The 23,296-nt window shown below is 62.8% G+C and carries 24 protein-coding genes and 2 riboswitches; of the genes, 18 read left to right on the top strand and 6 right to left on the bottom strand.

Going from position 1 to position 23,296, the window contains the following annotated elements; all coding sequences use genetic code 11:
• The first annotated feature begins 16 nt into the window (after positions 1–16).
• From QMK32_RS08405 to QMK32_RS08395, 3 genes are read left to right on the top strand one after another with little or no spacing between them, the layout of a single operon-like run.
• Positions 17–829, top strand: coding sequence for a glutaminyl-peptide cyclotransferase (locus QMK32_RS08405; protein ID WP_502943561.1), 813 nt, complete (start codon positions 17–19; stop codon positions 827–829).
• Positions 830–873: 44 nt separating this feature from the next.
• Positions 874–2,460, top strand: coding sequence for an MFS transporter (locus QMK32_RS08400; RefSeq protein WP_283474277.1), 1,587 nt, complete (start codon positions 874–876; stop codon positions 2,458–2,460).
• Positions 2,461–2,982: a DUF2771 domain-containing protein gene (locus tag QMK32_RS08395; protein ID WP_283474276.1), complete on the top strand. Its 522-nt coding sequence runs from the start codon at positions 2,461–2,463 to the stop codon at positions 2,980–2,982. It begins immediately after the preceding gene.
• On the opposite strand, the gene QMK32_RS08390 is transcribed toward QMK32_RS08395, so the two are convergent.
• A complete protein-coding gene (locus QMK32_RS08390) occupies positions 2,979–3,392 on the bottom strand; it encodes a cold-shock protein (protein WP_210730024.1) in 414 nt (137 codons plus the stop codon). The genes QMK32_RS08395 and QMK32_RS08390 overlap by 4 nt on opposite strands.
• A 172-nt stretch (positions 3,393–3,564) precedes the next feature.
• On the opposite strand from QMK32_RS08390, the gene QMK32_RS08385 reads away from it, so the two are divergent.
• The 3 genes from QMK32_RS08385 to QMK32_RS08375 all read left to right on the top strand — a co-directional run bounded on the left by QMK32_RS08385 (position 3,565) and on the right by QMK32_RS08375 (position 5,267).
• Positions 3,565–3,783: an Asp23/Gls24 family envelope stress response protein gene (locus tag QMK32_RS08385; RefSeq protein ID WP_136169900.1), complete on the top strand. Its 219-nt coding sequence runs from the start codon at positions 3,565–3,567 to the stop codon at positions 3,781–3,783.
• Positions 3,784–3,799: 16 nt separating this feature from the next.
• Positions 3,800–4,171 carry a YccF domain-containing protein gene (locus QMK32_RS08380; RefSeq protein WP_269301184.1) on the top strand — a complete coding sequence of 124 codons (372 nt, stop codon included), beginning with the start codon at positions 3,800–3,802 and terminating at the stop codon, positions 4,169–4,171.
• A gap of 285 nt (positions 4,172–4,456) precedes the next feature.
• Positions 4,457–4,644, top strand: a riboswitch (cyclic di-AMP (ydaO/yuaA leader).
• A gap of 8 nt (positions 4,645–4,652) precedes the next feature.
• A complete protein-coding gene (locus QMK32_RS08375; RefSeq protein WP_269301185.1) occupies positions 4,653–5,267 on the top strand; it encodes a transglycosylase family protein in 615 nt (204 codons plus the stop codon).
• A gap of 61 nt (positions 5,268–5,328) precedes the next feature.
• Here the strand turns inward: QMK32_RS08375 and QMK32_RS08370 are convergent, their stop codons facing one another.
• Positions 5,329–5,517, bottom strand: a complete 189-nt coding sequence (locus QMK32_RS08370) for a hypothetical protein (protein ID WP_084347541.1) — start codon at positions 5,515–5,517, stop codon at positions 5,329–5,331.
• A gap of 61 nt (positions 5,518–5,578) precedes the next feature.
• Between QMK32_RS08370 and QMK32_RS08365 the strand changes: the two genes are divergently transcribed.
• From QMK32_RS08365 to QMK32_RS08350, 4 genes are all read left to right on the top strand, one after another.
• Positions 5,579–7,849 carry a helicase-associated domain-containing protein gene (locus tag QMK32_RS08365; RefSeq protein WP_283474273.1) on the top strand — a complete coding sequence of 757 codons (2,271 nt, stop codon included), beginning with the start codon at positions 5,579–5,581 and terminating at the stop codon, positions 7,847–7,849.
• Positions 7,850–7,967: 118 nt separating this feature from the next.
• Complete coding sequence (locus QMK32_RS08360) at positions 7,968–9,623, top strand: DNA repair helicase XPB (protein WP_088942325.1); 1,656 nt, start codon at positions 7,968–7,970, stop codon at positions 9,621–9,623.
• 22 nt (positions 9,624–9,645) lie between these two features.
• Positions 9,646–10,314 (top strand): DUF3239 domain-containing protein, encoded by a 669-nt coding sequence (locus QMK32_RS08355; RefSeq protein WP_283474269.1) that lies wholly within the window; start codon positions 9,646–9,648, stop codon positions 10,312–10,314.
• A gap of 166 nt (positions 10,315–10,480) precedes the next feature.
• A complete protein-coding gene (locus QMK32_RS08350; protein ID WP_283474268.1) occupies positions 10,481–11,428 on the top strand; it encodes a sigma-70 family RNA polymerase sigma factor in 948 nt (315 codons plus the stop codon).
• Here the strand turns inward: QMK32_RS08350 and QMK32_RS08345 are convergent.
• Positions 11,379–11,957, bottom strand: coding sequence for a carboxymuconolactone decarboxylase family protein (locus QMK32_RS08345; RefSeq protein WP_283474267.1), 579 nt, complete (start codon positions 11,955–11,957; stop codon positions 11,379–11,381). The two genes, QMK32_RS08350 and QMK32_RS08345, sit on opposite strands and share 50 nt — an antisense overlap.
• 83 nt (positions 11,958–12,040) lie before the next feature.
• On the opposite strand from QMK32_RS08345, the gene QMK32_RS08340 reads away from it, so the two are divergent.
• Positions 12,041–13,213, top strand: a complete 1,173-nt coding sequence (locus QMK32_RS08340; RefSeq protein ID WP_283474265.1) for a pyridoxal phosphate-dependent aminotransferase — start codon at positions 12,041–12,043, stop codon at positions 13,211–13,213.
• 8 nt (positions 13,214–13,221) lie between these two features.
• On the top strand, positions 13,222–14,238 hold the full coding sequence (locus tag QMK32_RS08335; RefSeq protein ID WP_269301191.1) for an AraC family transcriptional regulator: 1,017 nt from the start codon (positions 13,222–13,224) through the stop codon (positions 14,236–14,238).
• Positions 14,239–14,245: 7 nt separating this feature from the next.
• On the opposite strand, the gene QMK32_RS08330 is transcribed toward QMK32_RS08335, so the two are convergent.
• On the bottom strand, positions 14,246–14,671 hold the full coding sequence (locus tag QMK32_RS08330; RefSeq protein ID WP_283474262.1) for a VOC family protein: 426 nt from the start codon (positions 14,669–14,671) through the stop codon (positions 14,246–14,248).
• Positions 14,672–14,755: 84 nt separating this feature from the next.
• Between QMK32_RS08330 and QMK32_RS08325 the strand changes: the two genes are divergently transcribed.
• Complete coding sequence (locus tag QMK32_RS08325; RefSeq protein ID WP_283474261.1) at positions 14,756–15,379, top strand: alpha-ketoglutarate-dependent dioxygenase AlkB; 624 nt, start codon at positions 14,756–14,758, stop codon at positions 15,377–15,379.
• Here QMK32_RS08325 and QMK32_RS08320 read toward each other — a convergent pair.
• Positions 15,345–16,457, bottom strand: a complete 1,113-nt coding sequence (locus QMK32_RS08320; protein ID WP_283474259.1) for a 3-deoxy-7-phosphoheptulonate synthase — start codon at positions 16,455–16,457, stop codon at positions 15,345–15,347. The two genes, QMK32_RS08325 and QMK32_RS08320, sit on opposite strands and share 35 nt — an antisense overlap.
• 203 nt (positions 16,458–16,660) lie before the next feature.
• A riboswitch (cobalamin riboswitch) is annotated at positions 16,661–16,904 on the top strand.
• A 125-nt stretch (positions 16,905–17,029) separates the two neighbouring features.
• Here QMK32_RS08320 and metE point away from each other — a divergent pair.
• The 5 genes from metE to QMK32_RS08295 all read left to right on the top strand — a co-directional run bounded on the left by metE (position 17,030) and on the right by QMK32_RS08295 (position 22,261).
• Entirely contained in the window at positions 17,030–19,285 is a 2,256-nt protein-coding gene (gene metE, locus QMK32_RS08315) for a 5-methyltetrahydropteroyltriglutamate--homocysteine S-methyltransferase (RefSeq protein ID WP_283474258.1), read from the top strand.
• A 121-nt stretch (positions 19,286–19,406) separates the two neighbouring features.
• Positions 19,407–19,844, top strand: coding sequence for a MarR family winged helix-turn-helix transcriptional regulator (locus QMK32_RS08310; RefSeq protein WP_269301196.1), 438 nt, complete (start codon positions 19,407–19,409; stop codon positions 19,842–19,844).
• Between the two features lie 2 nt (positions 19,845–19,846).
• The gene (locus QMK32_RS08305) at positions 19,847–20,269 is read left to right on the top strand and encodes an organic hydroperoxide resistance protein (RefSeq protein WP_269301197.1); all 423 of its coding nucleotides are present in this window, start codon (positions 19,847–19,849) and stop codon (positions 20,267–20,269) included.
• A gap of 9 nt (positions 20,270–20,278) precedes the next feature.
• Positions 20,279–21,274: an NADP-dependent oxidoreductase gene (locus QMK32_RS08300; RefSeq protein WP_283474257.1), complete on the top strand. Its 996-nt coding sequence runs from the start codon at positions 20,279–20,281 to the stop codon at positions 21,272–21,274.
• Positions 21,275–21,355: 81 nt separating this feature from the next.
• Entirely contained in the window at positions 21,356–22,261 is a 906-nt protein-coding gene (locus tag QMK32_RS08295; RefSeq protein WP_283474256.1) for a pseudouridine synthase, read from the top strand.
• Here QMK32_RS08295 and QMK32_RS08290 read toward each other — a convergent pair.
• Positions 22,248–23,258: a hypothetical protein gene (locus QMK32_RS08290; RefSeq protein ID WP_283474717.1), complete on the bottom strand. Its 1,011-nt coding sequence runs from the start codon at positions 23,256–23,258 to the stop codon at positions 22,248–22,250. The genes QMK32_RS08295 and QMK32_RS08290 overlap by 14 nt on opposite strands.
• Between the last annotated feature and the right edge of the window lie 38 nt (positions 23,259–23,296).

Below are 23,296 nucleotides of genomic sequence, written 5' to 3'. Positions count from 1 at the left end.
AGTTCGGGCTGCCATGATGGGGCAGATGATCGCCTCGCTCCGCCGCGTGCTCGGTGTCCTCGCGGTGCCGATTCTGCTTATCGGGTGTTCGGCGGAACCCGAGGTCAGCGCAGATTCTTCGGCAACGAGGTCGACGGTCACCGTGGTCAGGACCCTCGAGCACAACCGTTCCGCGTTCACCCAGGGCCTGGAGATCGACGAGGGCGAGCTCTACGAGGGCACCGGCCGCAAGGGTTCGTCGTACGTGCGCGTGTCGTCTTTGGACACTGGCAAAGAACTGCGACGTGTGGATCTATCTGCCGAATACTTCGGCGAGGGGCTGACCGTCGCGGGCGAAACTCTGTGGCAAATCACCTGGCAGAACGGAATCGCGTTCGCCCGAGACAAGACCACTCTGGCCGGCGAGCGCGAGGTCGGCTACGACGGTGAGGGCTGGGGTCTGTGTGCTGCAGCAGACGGCCTGGTGATGAGCGACGGGTCCTCGATGCTGACCTTCCGTGACGCGGACACGTTCGAGGCAACCGGCACCGTGGAGGTAACGCTCGACGGAACGCCGCTCGAATCGTTGAACGAACTCGAATGCGCCGAAGACGGATCTGTCTACGCCAACCTTTGGCGCACGTTCGATATCGCGAAGATCGACCCTGCCACCGGGGCGGTGTCGGAGATCATCGATGCCGAGCCGCTCTGGAACTCGATGACCGAGCGTGAGCGCGACGGTGCCGACGTACTCAACGGGATCGCCCAGATACCCGGCACCGACCGCTTTCTGGTGACGGGAAAGCTGTGGCCGAGCATGTTCGAGGTGGAGTTCACACCCGTGGAGTGAGTCGGTGTACTCACACCCTCCACTTTTAGGACAGAATTGACGACGTGAGCGACCCTCGAGACTCCGACAACCCGCCGGGAGAGGACCACCCGGGGTTCGAGAACTATCCACCGGCTCCGCGCGCCGCCAGCCGCAGAACCCCGCTGCCTCCCCTTCACCCGTCGACTTCCCCGCCGGGTGATCGTCCGCGTGGACCGAAGCCGCCGCCCATGCCCCGCAAGTTGACGGTGACTCGAGTCGCGGCGATGCGCAGCCGCGAGCTCACCAACAAGGGCATCGCGACTTTTCATCGAGCCGCGAAAGCAGACGGTGCCGACAAATCGGGACTCACCGCGCTGACGTACGCGACGATGGCCAATTTCGCCTCCGACGCCGCCACGGCTGTCGCGCTGGCCAACACACTCTTCTTCTCCGCGGCGACCGGTGAGGACAAGACGAAGGTTGCGCTGTATCTCGTCATCACCATCGCTCCGTTCGCGTTGATAGCGCCGCTGATCGGACCGATGCTCGATCGGCTACAGCATGGTCGACGGCTCGCCCTCGCCGGTTCGTTCCTGCTGCGGACTGTTCTGGCCGTCGTGCTGGTGTTCAACTTCGACAGCTGGATTCTGTATCCGGCTGCGCTCGGCATGCTGGTGTTCAGTAAATCTTTTGCAGTACTCAAGAGCGCCGTGACACCGCGAGTGCTGCCACCCGAGATCGACCTCGTTCGCGTCAATTCTCGCCTGACGGTGTTCGGCCTGATCGGCGGAACCATTGTCGCCGGCGGAATCGCGGGCGCTATCGCCTGGCTCTCCGGATCGCCGGGCGCACTGTGGTTCGTAGCCGCCATCACCGTGCTGGGCGCCTACCTCAGCATGCGGATCCCGTCGTGGGTCGAAGTGACCGAAGGCGAAGTTCCAGCCACCTTGAGATACCACGGTGACGATGCCGAGACCGAGGTGATGCACCGTGTGAAACCGGGAACCACACCACCTAAGAACCGCCGCCAACCGCTGGGCAAAGCCGTCATCGTCGGCCTGTGGGGCAACGGAACCATACGTATTCTCACCGGATTTCTGACGCTCTACATAGCCTTCGTTGCCAAAGCTCAGACCGAACACGAGCCGATCAAGCAAGCCGCAATGCTCGGACTGGTCGGTGCATGCGCAGCAATCGGCAACTTCTCCGGTAACGCCGCAGGCGCTCGGATCAAGCTCGGCCGGCCGGCCATCATGATCATCCGATGTACGTTCGCCGTCACCGTCGTTGCCATCGTCGCGGCCGTCACCGACAGCCTGCTGACCGCCGCACTGGCCGCGTTGGTCGCCTCCTGTGCGAGTGCACTCGCCAAGGTGTCGCTCGATGCATCCCTGCAATCCGATCTCCCACCCGAATCCATTGCGTCCGGATTCGGGCGTTCGGAGACCGTCCTACAGCTGTGCTGGGTGCTCGGGGGAACACTGGGCGTTCTGTTGCCCACCGAGTACTGGCTCGGATTCACCGTCGTCTCGATCTTGCTTACGGTCGGCCTGGTGCAGACCATACTCACCTACCGAGGCAAGACACTGCTCCCAGGACTCGGCGGAAACCGACCCGAGCACGCCGAGCAGAGCAGTTCCGACTATTCATCCCAAGAGAACGTGAGTTAAGTGAATCTTGCACCGAAGACCAAAAAGCTACTGGCGATCGGCACTGCCGGACTGATCGTCGTCGGCGTGGCGTTCGTCGCTGTCCTCGCACAACTCGTCTCCGACGCTCCAGCGCACCGACCGACCATCACGGCATTCGCGGACGGAAAAGCCGTCACCGTCGAGCCGTACCTGTACTGCCCGGTCGAGGCGCCGCTGTGTGAGAACGATGGATCGAGCGCGAGCGTGCCGGTTCGGGAGGGCTACCCGCTGCAGCTGTCTTTGCCCTCCGAGATCACCTCGGCGCCGTGGATTCTCGCAGCTGTGTACTCCGACGATGCCGGGGCCGACGTCGTCGAGACCGACTCGCTGTATCTTCCCGATCAGAAATTGGGTCTGACAGTGCCACCAGTCGACGCAGACGGACGAGCACTGCTGGGCGTCGAAATCAGGTTGCCCTCCGGCATCATCGACACCGACACCCAGCGGGAAGAGATCATCAGCCACGCGATCTGGTCGATCGCGACGACACCGACCGGTTAGCTGTCGAGCTCGCGCGCGACGGCCCTGACCACCTCGGAGATCTTCTGCGCGGTCTTGCGATCGGGGTACTTACCCTTACGCAGTTCAGGTTGGATCGTTGCCTCGAGGAGCGTGATCATGTCCTCTACCATCCCGTGCAGCTCGTCGGGCGTGTGCTTACGCTCGACGGGCTCGCGACGATTGGCGGTGTTCTGACGCAGGGTGGGAGCCGGCTCGAGAACTTTCAAGCTCAGCGCCTGAGGCCCACGCCGTCCTGCTGCCATACCGAACTCGACGCGCTGACCTGCTTTGAGGCCTTCGACACCCGCAGGCAGCGCTGACGAGCGGACATAGACGTCCTCTCCTTCTTCTTGCGAGAGGAAACCGAATCCCTTGTCGACGTCGTACCACTTCACCTTGCCGGTAGGCACTGCGCTCACCCGTCCATTTGTCTCGGTAAATAGCCTGTTCTGCACAAATTTCGCGCCCAACAGCCGTGTTGGACGCGAATGCCCCAGCATAGCGCGGAGGAGTGCTGGACAGCACGCAGGTTTATCTGCGAGCTGGATAGGCACGCCGGTCGATCGGGCTACCGTTGTCGACGTGGCTGATCAAACACCCCGTAACGGCACGACCCTTCTTCGTATCTCGTTGGCGATCTTTGCGATCGGGCTGATCGCGATCGTCGCCATCTTCGCGGTGCCTGCGCTATCCGGGGACGACCCACCGCTGTGGCTTTATCTGACCGCAATGATCTTCTCGCCCCTGGGCTTCGTGCTGGCGATAGTGTTTGCATTGCTGTCCGGCCGACGGGCGAGATAAAACAGGGGGGCACCACATGCGAGTGATTCTCAACATCATCTGGTTGATCTTCGGTGGACTGTGGCTGGCTATCGGCTACTTCGCGGCGGGCATCATCTGCTGCATCCTCATCATCACGATCCCCTTCGGCATCGCGTCGTTCCGCATCGGCGTCTACGCCCTGTGGCCGTTCGGCAAAACGATCGTCGACAAGCCGACATCAGGGGCGGCGGCGATCATCGGCAACGTCATTTGGCTCATCGTTGCGGGGATCTGGCTGGCCATCGCGCATATCGTGTCGGCGATTGCCATGGCGATCACGATCATCGGCATTCCACTCGCCGTCGCGAACCTCAAAATGGTCCCCATCTCGCTCATGCCGCTCGGCAAAGACATCGTCGACTCCTGACACTCCAGACACACCAGCATCACCCTTGGATGGGTGTGACTTCCATCACATAACAGCGTGGTAACGGATGCGCAACGACCGAGGGTTCACCCGACGGCAGCGCCGCTAGCAGCGCATTCAGCCGTAACCAAAAACTGTGTCCGGGTGCACACCCGGACGACCCGAAAAAGCAAGAGTTACCAAATAGTGACACTTCGCGGGAATTTCAGTACCGTCGTCCACGGCTGAGAAACTTCGGCTGAATCCGGACCCGCAGCGCCAAACCTCGTCCCGCGGGAACGGACCCCCACAAGAACACCCAGGGGACGAGGACGGGGGACCCACACGTCCTCTCGGATAACCGGAAATTCGCTACCTCGGCAGAGAATTTCCTTGGGGTGAAGCCCACGCACTTTCACTTGGAAGCGCTGGGCCGGGCTACCTCTCAGCCCGAACCCGACAGCTGACCTCGCAGGCGCCAGTGGAGAGGATTTCAACTCGTATGAGCGGACGTCACCGTAAGCCGACCACCACCGGCCGGACCGTAGCCAAGGTCGCCGTCACCGGCGCCATCATGGGTACCGCAGGCATGGCCTTCACCGGCACCGCCAGCGCAGCCCCCGATTCCGATTGGGACCGTCTCGCACAGTGCGAAGCAGGCGGTAACTGGGGCATCAACACCGGCAACGGTTTCCAGGGTGGCCTGCAGTTCTCACCGAGCACCTGGAGTTCACATGGCGGCGGGCAGTACGCCGCCACCGCGAACCAGGCCAGCCGCGAAGAGCAGATCGCCGTGGCCGAGAAGGTTCTCGCTTCGCAGGGATGGGGCGCATGGCCCTCCTGCTCGTCGAGCCTGGGCCTGAGCAGTTCGCCCAGCGAGCGCAGCGTGCCTGCGTCGCCACAGTCCGCTCCCGAGGCACCGAAGCTCCCCGACCTCACGAGCATCCCCACCATCGACGGCAGCGCCGAGGTAATCGACGGCATCACGAGCGCCGTTCAGACCGTCACGAACGATCCGGCGATCTCTTCGTTCATTCAGAACGCGACCCAGGGCATCCAGCTCGACCCGCAGGTCGTCAATTTCTACCAGGCAAACAAAGCATTCCTGCCTCAGTAGAAATCTCACACCACAGAAAAAGGGCCCCCGATCACTCGGGGGCCCTTTTTGTGGTTCGGACTTAACGGTTGATGACGGTCACTGGATGGGCGTACAGCAGTTGGTCCACGGGCAACGGAAACTCGGTTTCCTCGCCGAACGGCGACAAGCTTCCCGAGCGCGAGGACGCCAATTCACTGACCGCATGGTCGCCGCGAGCGGTTTCCGGCCAGCCTGGATCTACGTAGGGCTTCTTCGACTTGTTCACCATGGGACCATTTTGACACCTGCGCTGCACCCAAAGCCAGTCCAGGTCTCTAATCTGGTAGTCGATGACCGATACTGCAGTGCCTCCAGACCTCGCAGCGTGGCTTTCTTCACGGACCGATAACGAGCTCGTCAGCATCCTCACGCTGCGACCCGACCTCACCGTGCCACCGCCGACGACCATCGGCGTACTCGCCGGACGGGCCGAACAGCGTGCCTCGATCCTGCGCTGCGCTGACGCACTCGACACGTTGGCGCTGACGATTCTGGAGATCCTTGCGCTCGAGGGCGCCCACGAAATGCCGGTCGAACGCGAACGACTCGATGCTGCTGTCGGCAAGCGAGCCACGACCAAGGCCGTCGACAAAGCCCTCGGATTTCTGCGAGAACGAGCACTCGTCTGGGGAACGGGTTCGATTCGGATGCCGCCGGCGGCGCGGGATGCGGTCCCGTGGCGAATCGGGCGAATACTCGACCCGACCGAAGACCTCACCCCGGAGCGGATCACCGACGCGCTCGCTCGAATCGGCGAAGGTGAACGCACCCTGCTGATGACCCTGGCCCGGTCATCACCGACTGGGCGCACCAGAGATGCTGCACCGGGTACATCCGAGGATCGTCCCGTTCAGAAGCTACTGCGGGCCGGGCTGTTGATCTGGCTCGACGAACAGACGGTCGAACTCCCCCAGCAGGTCGGGCAGGCCCTGCGCGGCGAGCCGATTTTCGATCCGACGTCGTTGACGCCACCGAAGCGCGCCAGCACCAAATACCCTCTCACCGACGTCAATGCTGCCGCAGCGGGTGAGGCCCTGGAACTGATTCGGCATTGTGCCCTGATCATCGAAGCGCTGTCGATCACGCCTGCACCCGCGCTCAAAGCCGGTGGCCTGGGCGTACGTGAAGTCAAGCGCATCACCAAGGCAACCGGGCTCGACGAACACCGCGTCAGCCTGCTGTTGGAAGTGCTGGCAGCTGCATCGCTCATCACCAGCGGAACCCCCGACCCGCTGCCACCCAACGATTCGGGCGAGGACTACTGGGGTCCGACCCCAGCCGTCGAACCGTGGACCACCGCAACACCTGCATCCCGATGGCAGACCCTCGCGGCGGCATGGCTGGACGTACAGCGTGCGCCCTGGCTGATCGGGATGCGCGACCCCAACGACAAACCGGTGGCCGCGTTGTCCGAAGAGGTGCGCTCGCCCGCAGCTCCACGCGACCGTCGAACGATTCTCGAGTTCCTCGCCGAACTGGGCCCGGGCAATGCCATCGCCGAAGGCGAGGTCTCGCGCGGCCTCGCCTGGCGTCGACCACGTGCCATGTCGCGATACGCGCTTCGACCGATATCGAAGATGATCGGCGAGGCGACGGCAATGGGCATCGTCGCCCGAGGAGCGCTGTCGACGCCAGGTAAGGCGCTACTCCACGGCGGCGACGCCGAGGCCGCGATGCGTGCTGCGCTGCCCGAACCGATCGATTACGTCCTGATTCAGGCCGACCTCACCCTCGTTGCGCCCGGTCCCCTCGAACCCGATCTCGAGCATCGGATCGAACTCGTCGCCGATGTCGAATCCGCAGGTGCTGCGACGGTCTATCGGATCACCGAGAACTCCCTTCGCCGGGCGCTCGACGTCGGTATGAGTGCGGCCGAGCTACACGCCTTGTTCGCCGCACACTCCCGTACGCCGGTCCCCCAGGGTTTGACCTACCTGATCGACGACGTCGCCCGCCGTCACGGCCGACTACGCGCGGGGGTCGCGGCGTCGTTCGTGCGATGTGAAGATCCGGCCCTGCTTGCCGAGGTCCTTACCTCTGCTGCGGCCGAACAGCTGGCGCTACGCGCGCTCGCACCGACGGTCGCGATATCCCAGGCGCCGCTCAACGAAGTCATGCGGGCACTCGACGCGGCAGGGTTTGCACCTGCGGGTGAGGATGCCAACGGCATCATCCTCGATTTGCGCTCACGCGGCGCCCGGATTCCGCTGCACCGAGTTCGCTCTACTTTCAGGCAGCCTGCCATCGCCACCGACGAGCAGCTCACCCGCCTCGTCTCGGAACTGCGCGCCGGCGATCGTGCATCTCGCGCGGGTGGGCGCCCGGTCCTCGCCGACGGGACGCGCGCCACTGGATCGGCCACGATGGCGTTGCTCCACACTGCGCTGAAAGCGCGGCGAAGTGTGTCGATCGGGTACGTCGACGCGCAGGGGGTCGCGTCGCAACGCATCGTCGATCCTGTCAATGTCGGTGGCGGCCAACTCGACGCGTATGTGTCGGCCACCGGTGAGGTCCGCCGGTTCACCTTGCACCGCATCACCTCGGTCGCACTGATCGACTAGCGTCCAGGCCTCCGTTATCCGAGCGCGGAGCATCACATGGCGCCGAGGGCGCTATATCAGGACAATGGAGAAGTTGCGCACTTTCTTCCATGCAACGCGAAGTTCTCTAGGAGGAACTGTGACCGACGGCCCCCTGATCGTCCAGTCCGACAAAACCCTGTTGCTCGAGGTCGATCACGAGCTCGCAGGTGCCGCTCGCGCCGCCATTGCTCCGTTCGCCGAACTCGAACGTGCTCCCGAACATATTCACACGTATCGGATCACTCCGCTTGCTCTGTGGAACGCGCGGGCCGCGGGCCATGATGCCGAACAGGTCGTCGACGCGCTCGTCAACTTCTCGCGTTACGCCGTTCCGCAGCCTTTGCTCGTCGACATCGTCGACACCATGGCGCGTTACGGTCGGTTGCAGTTGGTGAAGAGTCCGGTCCACGGGCTTTCCCTGATCAGCTTGGATCGCGCCGTGTTGACCGAGGTCATGCGACACAAGAAGATCGCTCCGATGCTCGGTGCGATGGTCGACGAGGACACCGTTCTCGTCCATCCGAGCGAGCGTGGGCACCTCAAACAGCTGCTGCTGAAGATCGGCTGGCCCGCGGAGGACTTGGCCGGTTATGTCGACGGCGAGGCGCATCCCATCGAACTCGACACCGAGGGCGGTAAGTGGACTCTGCGCGATTATCAGGCGATGGCTGCTGATTCGTTCTGGGCCGGCGGCTCCGGCGTCGTAGTACTTCCGTGTGGTGCGGGTAAGACGATGGTGGGCGCCGCCGCGATGGCCAAAGCCAAGGCGACGACGCTCATTCTTGTCACCAATACCGTCGCCGGCCGTCAGTGGAAGCGTGAGCTGATCGCTCGCACTTCACTGACCGAGGAAGAGATCGGTGAGTACTCCGGCGAGCGCAAGGAGATTCGCCCTGTGACGATCGCCACGTACCAGGTGATCACGCGCCGCACCAAGGGTGAGTACAAACACCTCGAACTGTTCGATTCCCGCGACTGGGGATTGGTGATCTACGACGAGGTACACCTGCTACCCGCGCCGGTGTTCCGGATGACGGCTGATCTGCAATCACGTCGTCGTCTCGGGTTGACCGCAACTCTGGTGCGCGAGGACGGCCGCGAGGGCGACGTCTTCTCGCTCATCGGGCCGAAGAGGTACGACGCCCCGTGGAAGGACATCGAAGCACAAGGGTGGATTGCACCCGCCGAGTGCATCGAGGTCCGGGTGACGTTGACCGACGCCGAGCGCATGGCGTATGCCGTTGCCGAGCCCGAGGAGCGGTACAAACTCTGCTCGACGGCCCACACCAAGGTGGCGGTCGTGAAGTCGATCCTCGCCAAGCACGAAGGTGCGCCGACCCTGGTGATCGGCGCCTACCTGGATCAGTTGAACGAGCTCGGTGAGGCACTGAACGCTCCGGTGATTCAAGGTTCGACGAAGAACAAGGAACGCGAAGTGTTGTTCGACGCCTTCCGAAAGGGCGAGATCCCGACCCTCGTGGTGAGCAAGGTCGCGAACTTCTCCATCGATCTACCGGAAGCATCTGTGGCAGTTCAGGTTTCGGGAACTTTCGGTTCACGCCAGGAGGAAGCACAGCGACTCGGACGCCTGTTGCGTCCGAAGCACGACGGCGGTCAGGCGCACTTCTACTCCGTCGTCTCACGGGACACACTCGACGCCGAATACGCAGCACACCGGCAGCGGTTCCTGGCCGAGCAGGGTTATGCATACCGAATCACCGACGCAGACGACTTGCTCGGTCCTGCCATCTGATATTCGTGCTACTAATGAGCATGTGCGCCGTTTCCAGTTCCCTGTCGATGTAGCCCATGCCGCGTCGGTGAACGAGACGATGGCAGAGGTTCGCAGGCTCAGAGTGTCTGCGATCGTCACGGCCGTCGTGTTGGTTGCCCTCGCAGCATGGTTCTTCTGGATGGCTCATCCGTGGTCGTACATTCTGGGTGCGGTGTTTCTCATCGCCGCAGCGACCTCGCTGTGGGTCACGGTGTGGGCACCGCGGAAGGTGGGCGCCGTCGAGGACCTCTACGCGAAGGGTCAGCTGATTCCGGCCGTCATCGCCGAGACCCGTCCGCGCGGGGTCACCATTCTTGCTCTGCTGGACATCGCGAAGCCCGACGCCCAGGCACGGCACTATGTGCTCGTGACCAGGAGTATTCGCGCCCTGCCCGGCCACGAACTGGTCGAAGGGGAACTGGTTCCGTCGATCGCGGTGCTTGCCGACCGGACCACGAACACCACCGGTGACACCTGGCAGATGGTCTCCCCCATGCCCATTGCCTGGGGAACCACCGACGCGTCCGTCATCGAGCGAGCCACGGCGGAGATCACCGAACCTGAGTGGGCATTGCTGCTTGCCAACATCGGCCTGTCCGAGAAGGTACGTGCGGCCGATAATCAGCAGTTGTCGGTCGATCCACACGACCTGCCCGAAGACCTTCGGTAAGTCGGGGCTCAGGCGAGTGCTGGGATCACTTCGCGCTCGAACAGTTCGATCCCGGATCGATCGTAGGCAGCTTCGGGGAAGTGGAAGATGCCGCAATCGACACTACCGTCGGCTGTGAAGGTAAAATCGGCTCACGCTCCCCGGCTCGGCCTACACTTTTCTGATCATGAGCACTGTTTCGCTCGCGGAACACTTTCAGTCATATCGCAGCCATCTGCTGTCAGTCGGCTACCGGGTGACGGGCAGTGTCGCCGACGCCGAGGATGCGGTACAGGAAAGTTGGATCCGGCTCGCGTCGGCCGACGCCGAGTCCATCGAGGATCTTCGAGCCTGGCTCACCACGGTTGTGGCGAGGATCTGTCTCGACCGGCTGAAATCGGCGGCTTCGAGGCGAGAAACGTATGTCGGACAATGGCTTCCAGAGCCCATTGTCACCGCACGCGACGTCCCGGCCGGGACTACGTTGTCGGCTGATCCGCTCCAGATCGTCGTTCGCACCGAGGACACCAGGCTCGCCGCGCTGGTGGTCCTGGACTCGCTCACTCCCCCGCAGCGCGTCGCGTTCGTATTGCACGACGGCTTTTCCGTCCCTTTCGACGACGTCGCTTCGATTCTCGATGTGAGCACTGCTTCGGCTCGGCAACTGGCCTCGCGTGCACGCAAGCAGGTCGACTCTACACCGGCGCCGGTACCGGATGCCGAGCACGACGCTGCCGTGACGGCGTTGATGGCCGCGATGGCGACCGGTGACGTCGGCCGGGTCGCGCAGGCTTTGCATCCGGAATGCCGAATGATCGGAGACAGTGGCGGCACCACCCGCACGGCTGCACAGGCCGTACGCGGCCCCGACAAGTGCGCCCGCTTCTTCCTCGGGCTGGTGGCGATGTACGGCGAGAACACGCTCGGCTCGCTGGAACCGGCCTCGGGCAACGGCCAGCTCGGATACGTCTCGTCCGGCCTCGTCGGTGCACGAAGCTTTCCGGCGCGGGCCGGTGGGTTCACGGTGCGTGATGGCTCGGTCTGGGCGTCCTACGATTTCGCCAACCCGGCCAAGCTTCGAGGCGTTACGGTGCCGCTGGACTTTCCCAGGGAACCCGGCACGCATCCGAACTGAAGCCCTGCTCGGTGATCCCGAGAGCCGAATTGATCCGGGCACGCATGTTCTCCAGGCCGATCTGATACGTCAGCTCGACGACGCCGGCCCGGCCGAACCGGTCTTCCAGATCGGCGACCTGGGCGTCCGTCACCGCACTGGGGTCGGCCGTCATCACGTCGGCGTATGTGATCGCGGCTCGGTCGTCGTCGGTGTATTTCGTTGACGTCGTATAGTCGCCAATTTCTTGCAGCCGCTCGATATCGAGACCGTCGAGGCGTTGGGTCATCTTGCCGAAATCGATGCACCACGTGCAGCCGAGCGTCCACGCCACTCGGAAGACCGCGAGTTCACGGACACTCACCGGTAGCCGAGTCGAGGCTTTGTCTGCTGCGAGTTCCTGCGTCAGCGAAGCGAAGAACAGCTTCGGATGGTTCGCGAACACGGCGAAGGGCTCAGGAACCTCACCGACCATCTTGGATGCGGCCTTGTACGCCATTCGGACCAGTACGGGAGCGTCGGCCGGGGCTACCGGCGGAATTCTCGACATGTCGTTCTCCTTCTCCGATGATGGGGTTCTTACCTCCTGGACGAGGCGCGCATACCGAATGTGACACCAGCTACGCTGCATGAATGTCCGCGGAGCACCGAAGCCGAACTGTCGAGCGTCTACGCCCCTTCGCGTCGACGATCTTCGCGGAGATGACAGCACTCGCTGTGGCGAGCGACGCGGTCAATCTGGGTCAGGGATTTCCCGACACCGACGGGCCTGCGTCCATGCTTGCGGCCGCTCGAGACGCCATTACCGGCGGCCTCAATCAATACGCGCCAGGGTCGGGTATGCCAGTGCTTCGCGAGGCCATTGCCGCTGATCGCTCTCGCCGCTACGGCATCGACTACGACCCGTCCTGCGAGGTTCTCGTCACCGTCGGTGCCACCGAAGGCATTGCCGCGACGATCCTCGGTCTCGTCGAACCCGGCGAAGAGGTTTTGCTGATCGAGCCGTTCTACGACTCGTATGCTGCCGCGATCGCGTTGGCCGGCGCCCGTCGGTCCACGGTCCCTCTCGTCGCCGATGGAACCGGTTTCGCCGTGGACCTCGATGCGCTCGAACGTGCGATCGGGGTGAACACCAGACTTCTCGTAATCAATTCCCCGCACAATCCGACGGGAATGGTGTTGACGCGTGATGAGCTCGTCCGGATCGCCGAGATCGCGTGCGAGAACAACTTGCTCGTCCTGACCGACGAGGTCTACGAGCGCCTGGTCTTCGAAAATTCCGAGCATGTACCGATTGCATCCTTGCCCGGCATGTTCGAGCGGACCGTCACCGTCTCCAGTGCCGCGAAGACCTTCAACGCAACGGGTTGGAAGACCGGGTGGGCGCTGGGCCCAGCCGAACTCATCGATGCCGTGCGCTCGGCCAAGCAATTCTTGACGTTCGTCGGGGGAACCCCATTCCAGCCTGCGGTAGCGCACGCGCTCACCCATGAAGGCGCCTGGGTGGACGAACTCCGAGACTCACTGCACGCCAAACGAAACGTACTCTCCGCCGCGCTGACCAAAGCTGGTCTGGAGGTGAAGTCCAGTAGCGGAACGTATTTCGTCTGTGCCGACGTGGCACCGCTCGGTGAGACCGACGCCCTGAAATTCTGTCGCACACTTCCCGCGAGAATCGGCGTGGCGGCCGTCCCTGTCACCGCGTTCGTCGATCATGCCGAGCCGTGGAAAACTTTGGTGCGCTTCGCCTTCTGCAAAAAAGACGACGTGCTGGCCGAAGCGTCCGACAGACTGCTGAGACTCTGACAACCACCATGACCGCCAGAACCATCCCCGTCGCTTTCGTCGTCAATGCCACTGCTCTCGCGGCGAGCAGCGGCGTCGATCTGTCGTATCCACTGTCGATGGCGGGAATCGGACCGGAAACGTTGAAGGATCCGCGCGCACGACTCACCGCCGAACAGGTCACGTTGTTCACCCAGTCCGCATGGCAGATCACCGGCGACGAGCTGTTCGGATTGGCGTCGACGCCCATGCGGCGCGGCAGTTTTCGCGTCATCTGCCAGACCCTCATACACAGTCCCGACCTCGCGTCGGCGTTGAACCGGATGACGGAAACCACGCGCGTGCTCTCGGGACTCCCGACAATGACGATCACTCGCGGTGAGAGCACAACGCGATTGACGATGCCGCCGGTGGACAACACACATCTGCCGGAGCAGGCCAGGGAGCGGGCCGGCCAATTGCTGACCGACTTTCGAATGTTACTGGTACATCGCTTCGCCGCGTGGCTCATCGGTGGTCGAGTGAAGCTGCACTCGGTCGAACTGCCCTATGACATGGCCGACGCGGAAACCGCCAAGCTCTACGATCGAATGTTCGGCACCCGAGTCGCATTCGGTGCATCGGTCGCAGTCCTCGAGTTCGACAATGCCGCGATGCGAGCGCCGATCGTGCAAACCGAGGCGAGCCTGACGGACTATTTGCGTGAGTCACCGAACTTGTTGTTCACTGCGCGCGATTACGACAGCACCGCATCGTCACAAGTGCGACGAGCACTCGAACTGGGACTTCAGGGCCGCAGTCCAGCTACCGACGAAATCGCCGCCAAGCTGACGGTCAGTACCGCGCACCTTCGCCGACTGTTGCGGCAGGAGGGCACGTCGGTGAACCAGATCCGCGAAGAAGTACTACGCGACGCCGCCATCTCCGGGCTGAGTCGCGGCGATTCGGTCGACGACCTTTCTCACCAGCTCGGATTCTCGGAGCCGTCCGCCTTCCGACGGGCATTCAAGCGGTGGACCGGGCAGACACCGGGCGCGTATCGGTGAAGTACCTCTAACACAGGCAGAACTCGTTGCCCTCCGGGTCGGCCATCGTGATCCATGTACTCGGGCCGAGCTGACCGCGATAGAGGATCGATGCTCCTGTCTCGACGAGGCTTTCTGCCACCGCTTCGCGATCGTCTCCGATCCTCAGGTCGAAATGTAGCCGGTTCTTCACTGTTTTCGACTCCGAAACCCACTGAAAGAGCACGCGTGGCGCCGAGGGTCGTTCGGGATCGACGATTGCGGCGCCGATCTTCCAGACGAGCCGACCGTGAAAGAGGAGTGTGTCGTCCTCGCTCGCGTGACCGGCGTCCACCATTTCCCTGATGAACTTCTCGTCCTGTTCCTCCACCTGCCATCCGAGGGTCGCAGCCCACCATGCGGCCTGCTCATGAGGGTCGTCGCTGTCTATCGTGACTTGAATTTCGTATCCCATGCGCACACGATAGGACACGAGGGCGACAAAATTCGATGGATCCATCGTTGGAACGTACGTTCGAATGTCGCTAGGATGTCGGTCATGAGCGTGGAACTGCAGGGGTCGCTGTTCACCGACACCGACGAGGACTTCGGTCCACTCGGATCCACGGTTACGCGACGCGCTCTCACGAACGGCGCATGGATCGATGTTCGCCCCGGATGGGCGAGCACCATGGACTTGTTCGATAAACTCGTCACCGACGTCGACTGGCGAGCCGAGCGACGCCAGATGTACGACCGCGTGGTCGACGTGCCGCGTTTGGTGCGTTTCTACTCCGAGCACGAGAGCTGGCCCGAGGCACGGTTGCTCGAGGCCAAGTCGGCACTCGATGCGCACTATCGGGCCGAGTTGGGCGAGCCCTTCGCCACCGCGGGATTGTGTTACTACCGGGATGGATCCGACAGCGTCGCCTGGCATGGAGACAACATCGGCCGCAGCGCCACCGAGGACACGATGGTTGCCATCGTGTCACTCGGTGCCACCCGCCAACTGATGCTGCGGCCGCGTGGCGGCGGCGCATCGTTGAAGTTCACACTCGGCCACGGCGATCTGATCGTCATGGGCGGTTCGTGCCAACGGACGTGGGAGCACACCGTGCCCAAGAGCGCTCGTGCCACCGGCCCTCGCGTCAGCGTGCAGTTCCGCCCGCGCGGCGTTCGGTGACAGCGGCTGCGAGTGCATCGAGTTGCGCCGCTGTGGTGTCCCAGTCCAGGCAGGCATCGGTGATCGACTGACCGTAGGTCAATTCGTTCGCATGACCGAGCGTCAGGTCCTGCCGCCCAGCTTCGATGAAGCTCTCCAACATGAGACCGACGATCCCGTGCTCGCCTGCTGAGAGCCGTGCCGACACGTCCGTCACGACATCGACCTGCTTGTTGTGGTCTTTTCGGCTGTTGCCGTGGCTCGCGTCGATCACCAACCGCTCGGGAAGATTCGACTTCCGGAGCCGCGCGATGGTGTCGGCGACAGTCTCTGCGTCGTAGTTCGGACCGTCGGTGCCGCCGCGCAGGATCACATGGCAGTCAGGATTCCCGACGGTTCTGATCAACGCGGAATGACCGTCGAGGTCCGTTCCGGGGAAGACATGGCTCGACGCCGCTGCCCGAGTTCCGTCGACCGCGACCTGAACATCGCCTTCGGTCGAATTCTTGATTCCGACGGGCATCGACAACGCGCTGCACAGTTGACGGTGCACCTGACTGGCTGCGGTTCGTGCGCCGATGGCACCGTAGCTGACCAGGTCCGCAATGTACTGAGGGGTGATGGGGTCGAGGAATTCGCATCCGACCGGAAGACCGAGACTCGAGATGTCGACGAGCAACTGACGGCCCACACGGAGGCCTTCGTTGATGTCGAAACTGCCGTCGAGATGCGGGTCGTTGATCAGGCCCTTCCAGCCGAGAGTGGTCCGCGGCTTTTCGAAGTACACGCGCATGACGATGTGCAGGCGATCATCGAGTTCGGCCGCCTTCGCGGCCAATCTCCGGGCGTAGTCCATCGCCGCGATGGTGTCGTGCACCGAGCATGGTCCGACGACGACGATCAGCCGGTCGTCACGTCCGTCGAGAATGTCGATGACGCCGTCGCGCCCGCGTCGAACCACGGCCGCCACGGCGTCGTCCGCGGCATGCTCACGCCGAACGGTCCGCGGCGACAGAAGCGGACTGATACTGATCGTCCGTCGGTCGTCCAAAGCCGAGTCGTCGAGAGCTGGATCGCTGGTATTGATGTCGATGGTCATGAAGGAAGATCCTGTTCCCAGACCGACTCGTTCACGGTGAATCCACGCGCACTTCGAGCCGGTCTGATTCCGGCTCGTGGGGTGGGGTGTCAGCGCATGGTGTCGCTGGCTGACCCACCCGGGGCCGGCCTGCTAAACCAAAAATACGTGCGCGTCATGGGTTCGAGAGTAGCAGCTCTTTCTCCGGAGGCAGCCGAGCGCCTATGCTCATGCATGCAGTCGGTTCGCCCGCGGCCAAGAGGAGCCCCGAAGTCCGCAAGGGCGACGCAAGAGGGAACCCGGTGAGAATCCGGGATTGTCCCGCAGCGGTATGCAGGAACGACCGCCGTCTATCAAGCACTGGAGAAGCCTCTCTGGGAAGCGACGGCCACTAGGAGCGATCTCGAGCTTTCTTAGGAAGATCGCGCGCCTGCGAGTCCGAATACCTGCCTTCTGTGCTGCGCACGCCGTGCGTAGCGGTTCACCGCCCCGTGGAGTGGGCGAGTAGACCTGAAGTCTCGTCTTGGGCTCAGGCGTACTCGCGCGCACGGTGGTGTTCCACCCATCACGCCATGTATCTGGAGACACACGAAGTGACATTCGAATTCACTGCGACAGTTCTCGGTTCACCCCGAATCGGCCCGAAGCGCGAACTGAAGAAGGCTGTCGAGTCCTACTGGGCCGGAAAGATCGATGCCGCCGCACTCGGCGCTGTCGCCAAGCAGTTACGCGAGGACGACTGGCTTTCGCTGAAGTCCGCGGGGCTCGACTCCGTGCCGATCAACACCTTTTCCTATTACGACCAGGTGCTCGACACCGCGGTCCTCCTCGGTGCGCTGCCCGAACGGGTAAGCGCCATCGAGGACGATCTCGATCGGTATTTCGCCGCCGCGCGTGGCAACGACACCGTGCAGCACTTGGAAATGACCAAGTGGTTCGACACCAACTATCACTACCTCGTACCCGAGATTGCACCGAGCACAACGTTCGCTCTCCACCCGGAGAAGATTCTCGGCGAGCTGAACGAGGCTCGCGCACTGGATATTCCGGCCCGCCCGGTGATCGTCGGTCCAGTCACATTTCTGCTGCTCTCGAAATCGGTCGGCGGTGACGCTCGGCTGCTGGACCGCCTCGACGAAATCCTCCCGCTGTACGCGGATCTGTTGACACAGCTGTCCGACGCGGGTGCCGAATGGGTCCAGATCGACGAGCCTGCTCTGGTCGCGGATCGAACCGAAGCCGAACTCGCCGCCGCCGGACGCGCCTACGACTACCTCAGCGCCGTCGAGAGAAGGCCGGCAATACTGGTGGCGTCGTACTTCGGGTACCTCGGTGACGCGTTGCCAATACTGGCCTCGACCGGCATCGAGGGGTTGTCGGTCGATCTCACGGGCCCGGGAACCGTCGAGCAGGTCGCTGCGGTGCCCGCTCTGGCGAGCAAGCTTCTTGTGGCAGGCATCGTCGACGGCCGCAATGTCTGGCGGACCGATCTGGACCGGGCCCTGGCCACGCTGGCGAGCCTGTTGGGCAGCGCTGGCGCGCTCGCCGTGTCGAGTTCCTGCTCGCTACTTCATGTTCCGTACACGCTCGACGCCGAGACCCAGATCGTGGATCCACTGCGGTCGTGGCTGGCGTTCGGCGCAGAAAAGGTCGAGGAGGTGACCGTGCTCGCGCGTGCACTTCGCGAGGGAACCGATTGCGTTGCAACCGAACTCGCTGCGGCACGCGTCGCTGCGGAATCCCGTCGCACCGACCCCCGAGTGCACGACAATGCGGTTCGCACGCGACTCGAGAATGGTGTGAGAGTCGATCGCAGTCCCGCTGCCGAGCGTCGGGTGGCCCAGACTGCTCGACTCGACCTCCCACCGCTCCCGACGACGACCATCGGTTCGTACCCGCAGACAACGCAGATCCGTCTCGCCAGGGCCGAATTACGCAAGGGCGAGATCGACGATGCCGAGTACGTGTCTCGCATGCACGCCGAGATCGCCGATGTCATTGCACTGCAGGAGAAGTTGGGCCTCGATGTTCTCGTACATGGCGAGCCGGAGCGCAACGATATGGTGCAGTACTTCGCGGAGCAGTTGCACGGCTTCGCAGCCACGGCCAATGGCTGGGTTCAGTCCTACGGTTCACGATGCGTGCGTCCTCCCATTCTGTTCGGTGATGTGAGCCGGGCCGGTGCAATGACCGTCGACTGGATCGCCTTTGCTCAGTCACTGACGGACAAGCCGGTCAAGGGCATGCTGACCGGACCTGTCACGATCCTCGCGTGGTCGTTCGTTCGCGACGATCAGCCGCTGGCCGACACCGCGGATCAGGTCGCACTGGCCATCCGCGACGAGACCGTCGACCTGCAATCGGCAGGAATTGCGATCGTCCAGGTAGACGAACCGGCACTACGCGAACTGCTTCCGTTGCGCACAGAGGACAAGAAGGCCTACCTGGAATGGGCTGTGCGTGCATTCAAGCTGTCGACGTCAGGGGTAGCGGATTCCACGCAGATCCATACGCACCTGTGCTACTCGGAGTTCGGCGAGGTGATCGATGCGATCGTCGCACTCGACGCCGATGTGACGTCGATCGAGGCCGCCCGCTCCCACATGGAAGTCCTCGACGATCTCAATGACGTCGGATTCGATCTCGGTGTAGGTCCAGGTGTGTACGACATCCACTCACCGCGGGTTCCGAGCGTCGAGGAGATCACCGCTTCCTTGCAGGCGGCATTGAAGGCCGTTCCTGCTGGTCGTCTGTGGGTCAATCCGGATTGCGGGCTGAAGACCAGAGGTAACGCCGAGGTCGAAGCCTCACTGCGCAACCTCGTAGAGGCCGCTGCTCTGGCTCGCTAGTTTCGACCCCTGACTGCACACTGTCTGGCCCGACCGGCGGAATCCCGTCGAAACGGCGAGATAGTGTGCAGTCGGTCCATGTAGGTTGCGAACAACTTAAACGTGCGCTACCTTTGTGCACGTGACCAACGAACTCGCACTCGATCGCCAGGTGTGCTTTGCGTTGTACTCGGCATCGCGAGCCACCACTGCCGCCTACCGTCCGATCCTCGACAAACTCGGGATCACCTATCCGCAGTACCTGGTACTCCTGGTGCTGTGGGAAAAGGACGGGCGCGGCGTCCGTGACATTTGCACCGCCCTCGATCTCGACACCGGGACGTTGTCCCCGCTGCTCAAACGGCTCGAAGGCCTCGGCTTCATCGAACGTCGGCGCCTCACGTCCGATGAGCGAAGAGTCGAGATTCACCTGACCGAAGCGGGCAGCGCGCTACGCAGCGAGGCAGCCGGCATACCGATGCAACTCGCCTCGCAGACCGGCATGAGCGTCGACGAACTCACCAACCTCAAGAACGTCTTGGCCGCACTGGCCGACGCACTCCACCAAGAAAAGGGATGACTGTGGCTACCATTTACACCGCCGAAGCATTGGCAACCGGAGAAGGCCGCAACGGCCGCGCCCGCAGCTCGGACGGTCGTCTCGACCTCGAACTCGCGATCCCCGAGGCCATGGGTGGCAACGGCCAGGGCACCAATCCGGAGCAACTGTTCGCTGCAGGTTACGCAGCCTGCTTCCACTCCGCCCTGCAAATGGTCGCCCGTGCGAACAAGGCAGATGTGACGGACTCGGCTGTCGGTGCCCAGGTCGGCATCGGCCCCAACGATGCCGGCGGATTCCAGCTCGAGGTCACGCTCGAGGTCACGCTACCGAATCTCCCCCACGACGAGGCCCAGGCACTTGCCGACAAAGCCCACCAGGTCTGCCCGTATTCCAACGCGACCCGCGGCAACATCGATGTGACCGTCACGGTCACCGAAGACTAGGAGTATCCCTTGCGCGCCAAGGAAATTCATCTCGCTTCACGTCCACACGGTGAGCCGACGCCGGAGAACTTCCGCACCGTCGAGATCGACCTTCCCGAACTTCAGGATGGTCAGGTACTCGTCCGCAATATCGTCATGTCCGTCGATCCCTACATGCGCGGCCGGATGAACGACGTCAAGTCGTACGTTCCGCCGTTCCAGGTCGATGCACCGCTCGACGGCGGCGCCGTGGGCGAGGTAGTCGAAACCCGCAGTGACGCTTTCGCAGTCGGCGACGCCGTGCTGCACGGGAAGGGATGGCGGGACACCGCTGTCCTCGACGGCAGATCGGCCATGAAAGTCGACCTCGACAAGGGGTCCCCTTCTGCCTACCTCGGGGCTCTCGGCCTGACCGGGCTCACCGCCTATGTCGGTCTCACCGCGGTGGCACAGTTCAAGCCCGGTGACGTGGTGTTCGTCTCGGGTGCAGCGGGCGCCGTCGGTTCACTGGTCGGCCAGATCGCCAAGGCACTCGGAGCGTCTCGCGTAATCGGTAGCGCAGGGTCCAAGGCCAAGGTTGCTCGGCTACGCGAGCTGGGCTTCGATGCTGCGTTCGATTACCACGACGGTTCGGTGACGAAGCAGCTCGCCGAGGCCGCTCCGGACGGAATCGATGTGTACTTCGACAACGTCGGCGGCGACCACCTCGAGGCTGCCATCGCGTCGATGAACAAGAACGGCCGAATTGCATTGTGCGGAGCAATCTCTCAGTACAACTCGACCGAAGCCACTCCTGCGCCTCGAAACTTGGCTCTGGCCATCGGCAAGGAACTTATGTTGAAGGGCTTCATCGCCGGCTCCTACCAGCATCTCGTCGGTGAGTTCAGCGGGAAGATGGCGACATGGCTTGCCGACAACGTCATCGAGTGGGACGAAACCGTTGTCGAGGGTATCGACAACGCGCCGCAGGCATTCATCGGTCTGCTCCGCGGAGAGAACACCGGAAAGATGATCGTCTCCATCTAGAACGCCAGAGGACAGCTCTGCCGTCGCGTCTTCGTTACAGCGCTCGTGTTGCACCGACAGATCCGACGTTAGAGTTGTTCCATGGCACGCGCACCGCTTCCCCTGCGTGACGGCCTCGGTCCTACCCGGATTCGAATGCCGGATACCGAGACCTTCCCCACCGTCATGGACTATCTCGTCGATCGTTTCCCACACGATGAGAGACGTCTGCGAGAAAAAGTCGCGGCACGGGAAGTGGTGAATGCGGCAGGGGTGCCCCTCGACCCGAGCTCACCGCTCGTTCCGCGCAGCGATATCTATCTCTATCGCGATCCACCGCTCGAACCCGTCGTGCCGTTCCCGATCGACATCCTCCACCACGACCGAGACCTGCTGGTCATCGACAAGCCGCACTTTCTGGCGACGATGCCCCGTGGGGCGTACATCGCCAGGTCCGCGCTCGTTCTACTGCGCCGAGAGCTGGGTCTACCCGACCTGAGCCCCGCCCATCGACTCGACCGTCTGACCGCGGGAGTGCTGATCTTCACCGTCCGCCCCGAAGTTCGCCGTGCCTATCAGGAATTGTTCGCGCAGCGGGCCGTGACGAAGGTCTATCACGCCGTGGCACGATTCGATCCGGAGCTCGAGCTTCCACTCACCCTGCGTAGCCGGATGATCAAGGTACGCGGCGTACTTCGCGCCGAAGAAGTACCTGGCGAACCGAATGCCGAAACGCATGTCGAGCTCACCGACCACAACCTGAGTCACGGTCTCTACACTCTGCGACCCACCACCGGACGCACACATCAACTGCGCCTTCACATGAACTCGATGGGGGTGCCGATTCTGGGTGACAACTTCTACCCCGACTTCTACGACGTCGCCGGTGACGACTATTCGCATCCGCTGCAGCTGCTGGCTCGATCGATCGAGTTCCGAGATCCGTTCACCGAGACGATTCGAACTTTCTTCAGTACTCGCACACTCGAACTCCCTAGCGGGGCATAGAGAGAACATCGCCGTGTGCGGCATTCTCCTCGGCAATCTCCACCGTCCGAACATTGATTCGATGTGAAAACACAGCCAGCGCCATCAATCCGATCGCGACGCTGGCCAGCGCACTGAATCCCTCCTGAGCAAAATCGACCAACGCGTTCAACAGCGTGAAGATCAAGGCCGCGATGCGAAGCATGTGCAGTGGCCACAATTTTCCTCGACGAAGCCGAATCGCCGACGGCAGTGCGAGCGCAAAGGTCAGCACGGAGGACACGAACAGAATTCCGCTCGCTACCCCCATACCCTCGACCTCGATATTCATGTCGCGAGTATCGAGATGGAGATTCCCGAGAACCAACTCGACGATCCCGAAGACCACGCCCAGGAACGACACGAGGGTCATGCCCCACGCAACAACGGACACCCATCGAGGGCTCTTGAAGAACTTCGGGATCAAGCGAGGCGCGAACTGCTGGGCGTCGTACAGGCGTGCCGATCCGGTCCTGCAGTTCTCGAGAAGGAGTCGGAGCCCGGCGATGGTCGCGGCATCCTCGCCCTCCGCCTCGGCCCGGTCGACCATCCGCAGAGCCCACGCGCGCCGGTGGTCCGGCAATCCGTGTGCGATGCCATGCGCGGCTATCAGTGCCGCGTTGGCCAACGTCTCCTGATGCGACGGACGTCGAATGTCGCGCACGATTCGATTACCCACGAGGACGACGACGAGCACATACATGATTTCCGAAGACGGGCCGTAAAAGTAGTCGTTGTCCTTCGTGACGAATTTGCCGACCTCGTCGAGGAACAGGCCGAATCCGATACCGCCGAGCAGGACGGCAATTGCGCGGACCGCGAACCCGATGAACATCCACCCGATCAACAGGGCGAACATCATCAGGGCGCCGCCGTACAGCGCGTGTGCGATGTGAAGGGTTTTACCGCCGACCTGTGGGTAGTCGGTCAATTCCAGATACAGGCGAGTGAGCAGAATCGTCGCGATGGCGATGATCATGAAAGCCTCGGCCGCCGTCGAACCGTATGCATCTCGCA

The sequence above is a fragment of the Rhodococcus sp. H29-C3 genome, from assembly GCF_030063405.1.
Classification (GTDB): domain Bacteria; phylum Actinomycetota; class Actinomycetes; order Mycobacteriales; family Mycobacteriaceae; genus Rhodococcoides.
This window is presented reverse-complemented; position numbering and strand designations above follow the sequence as displayed.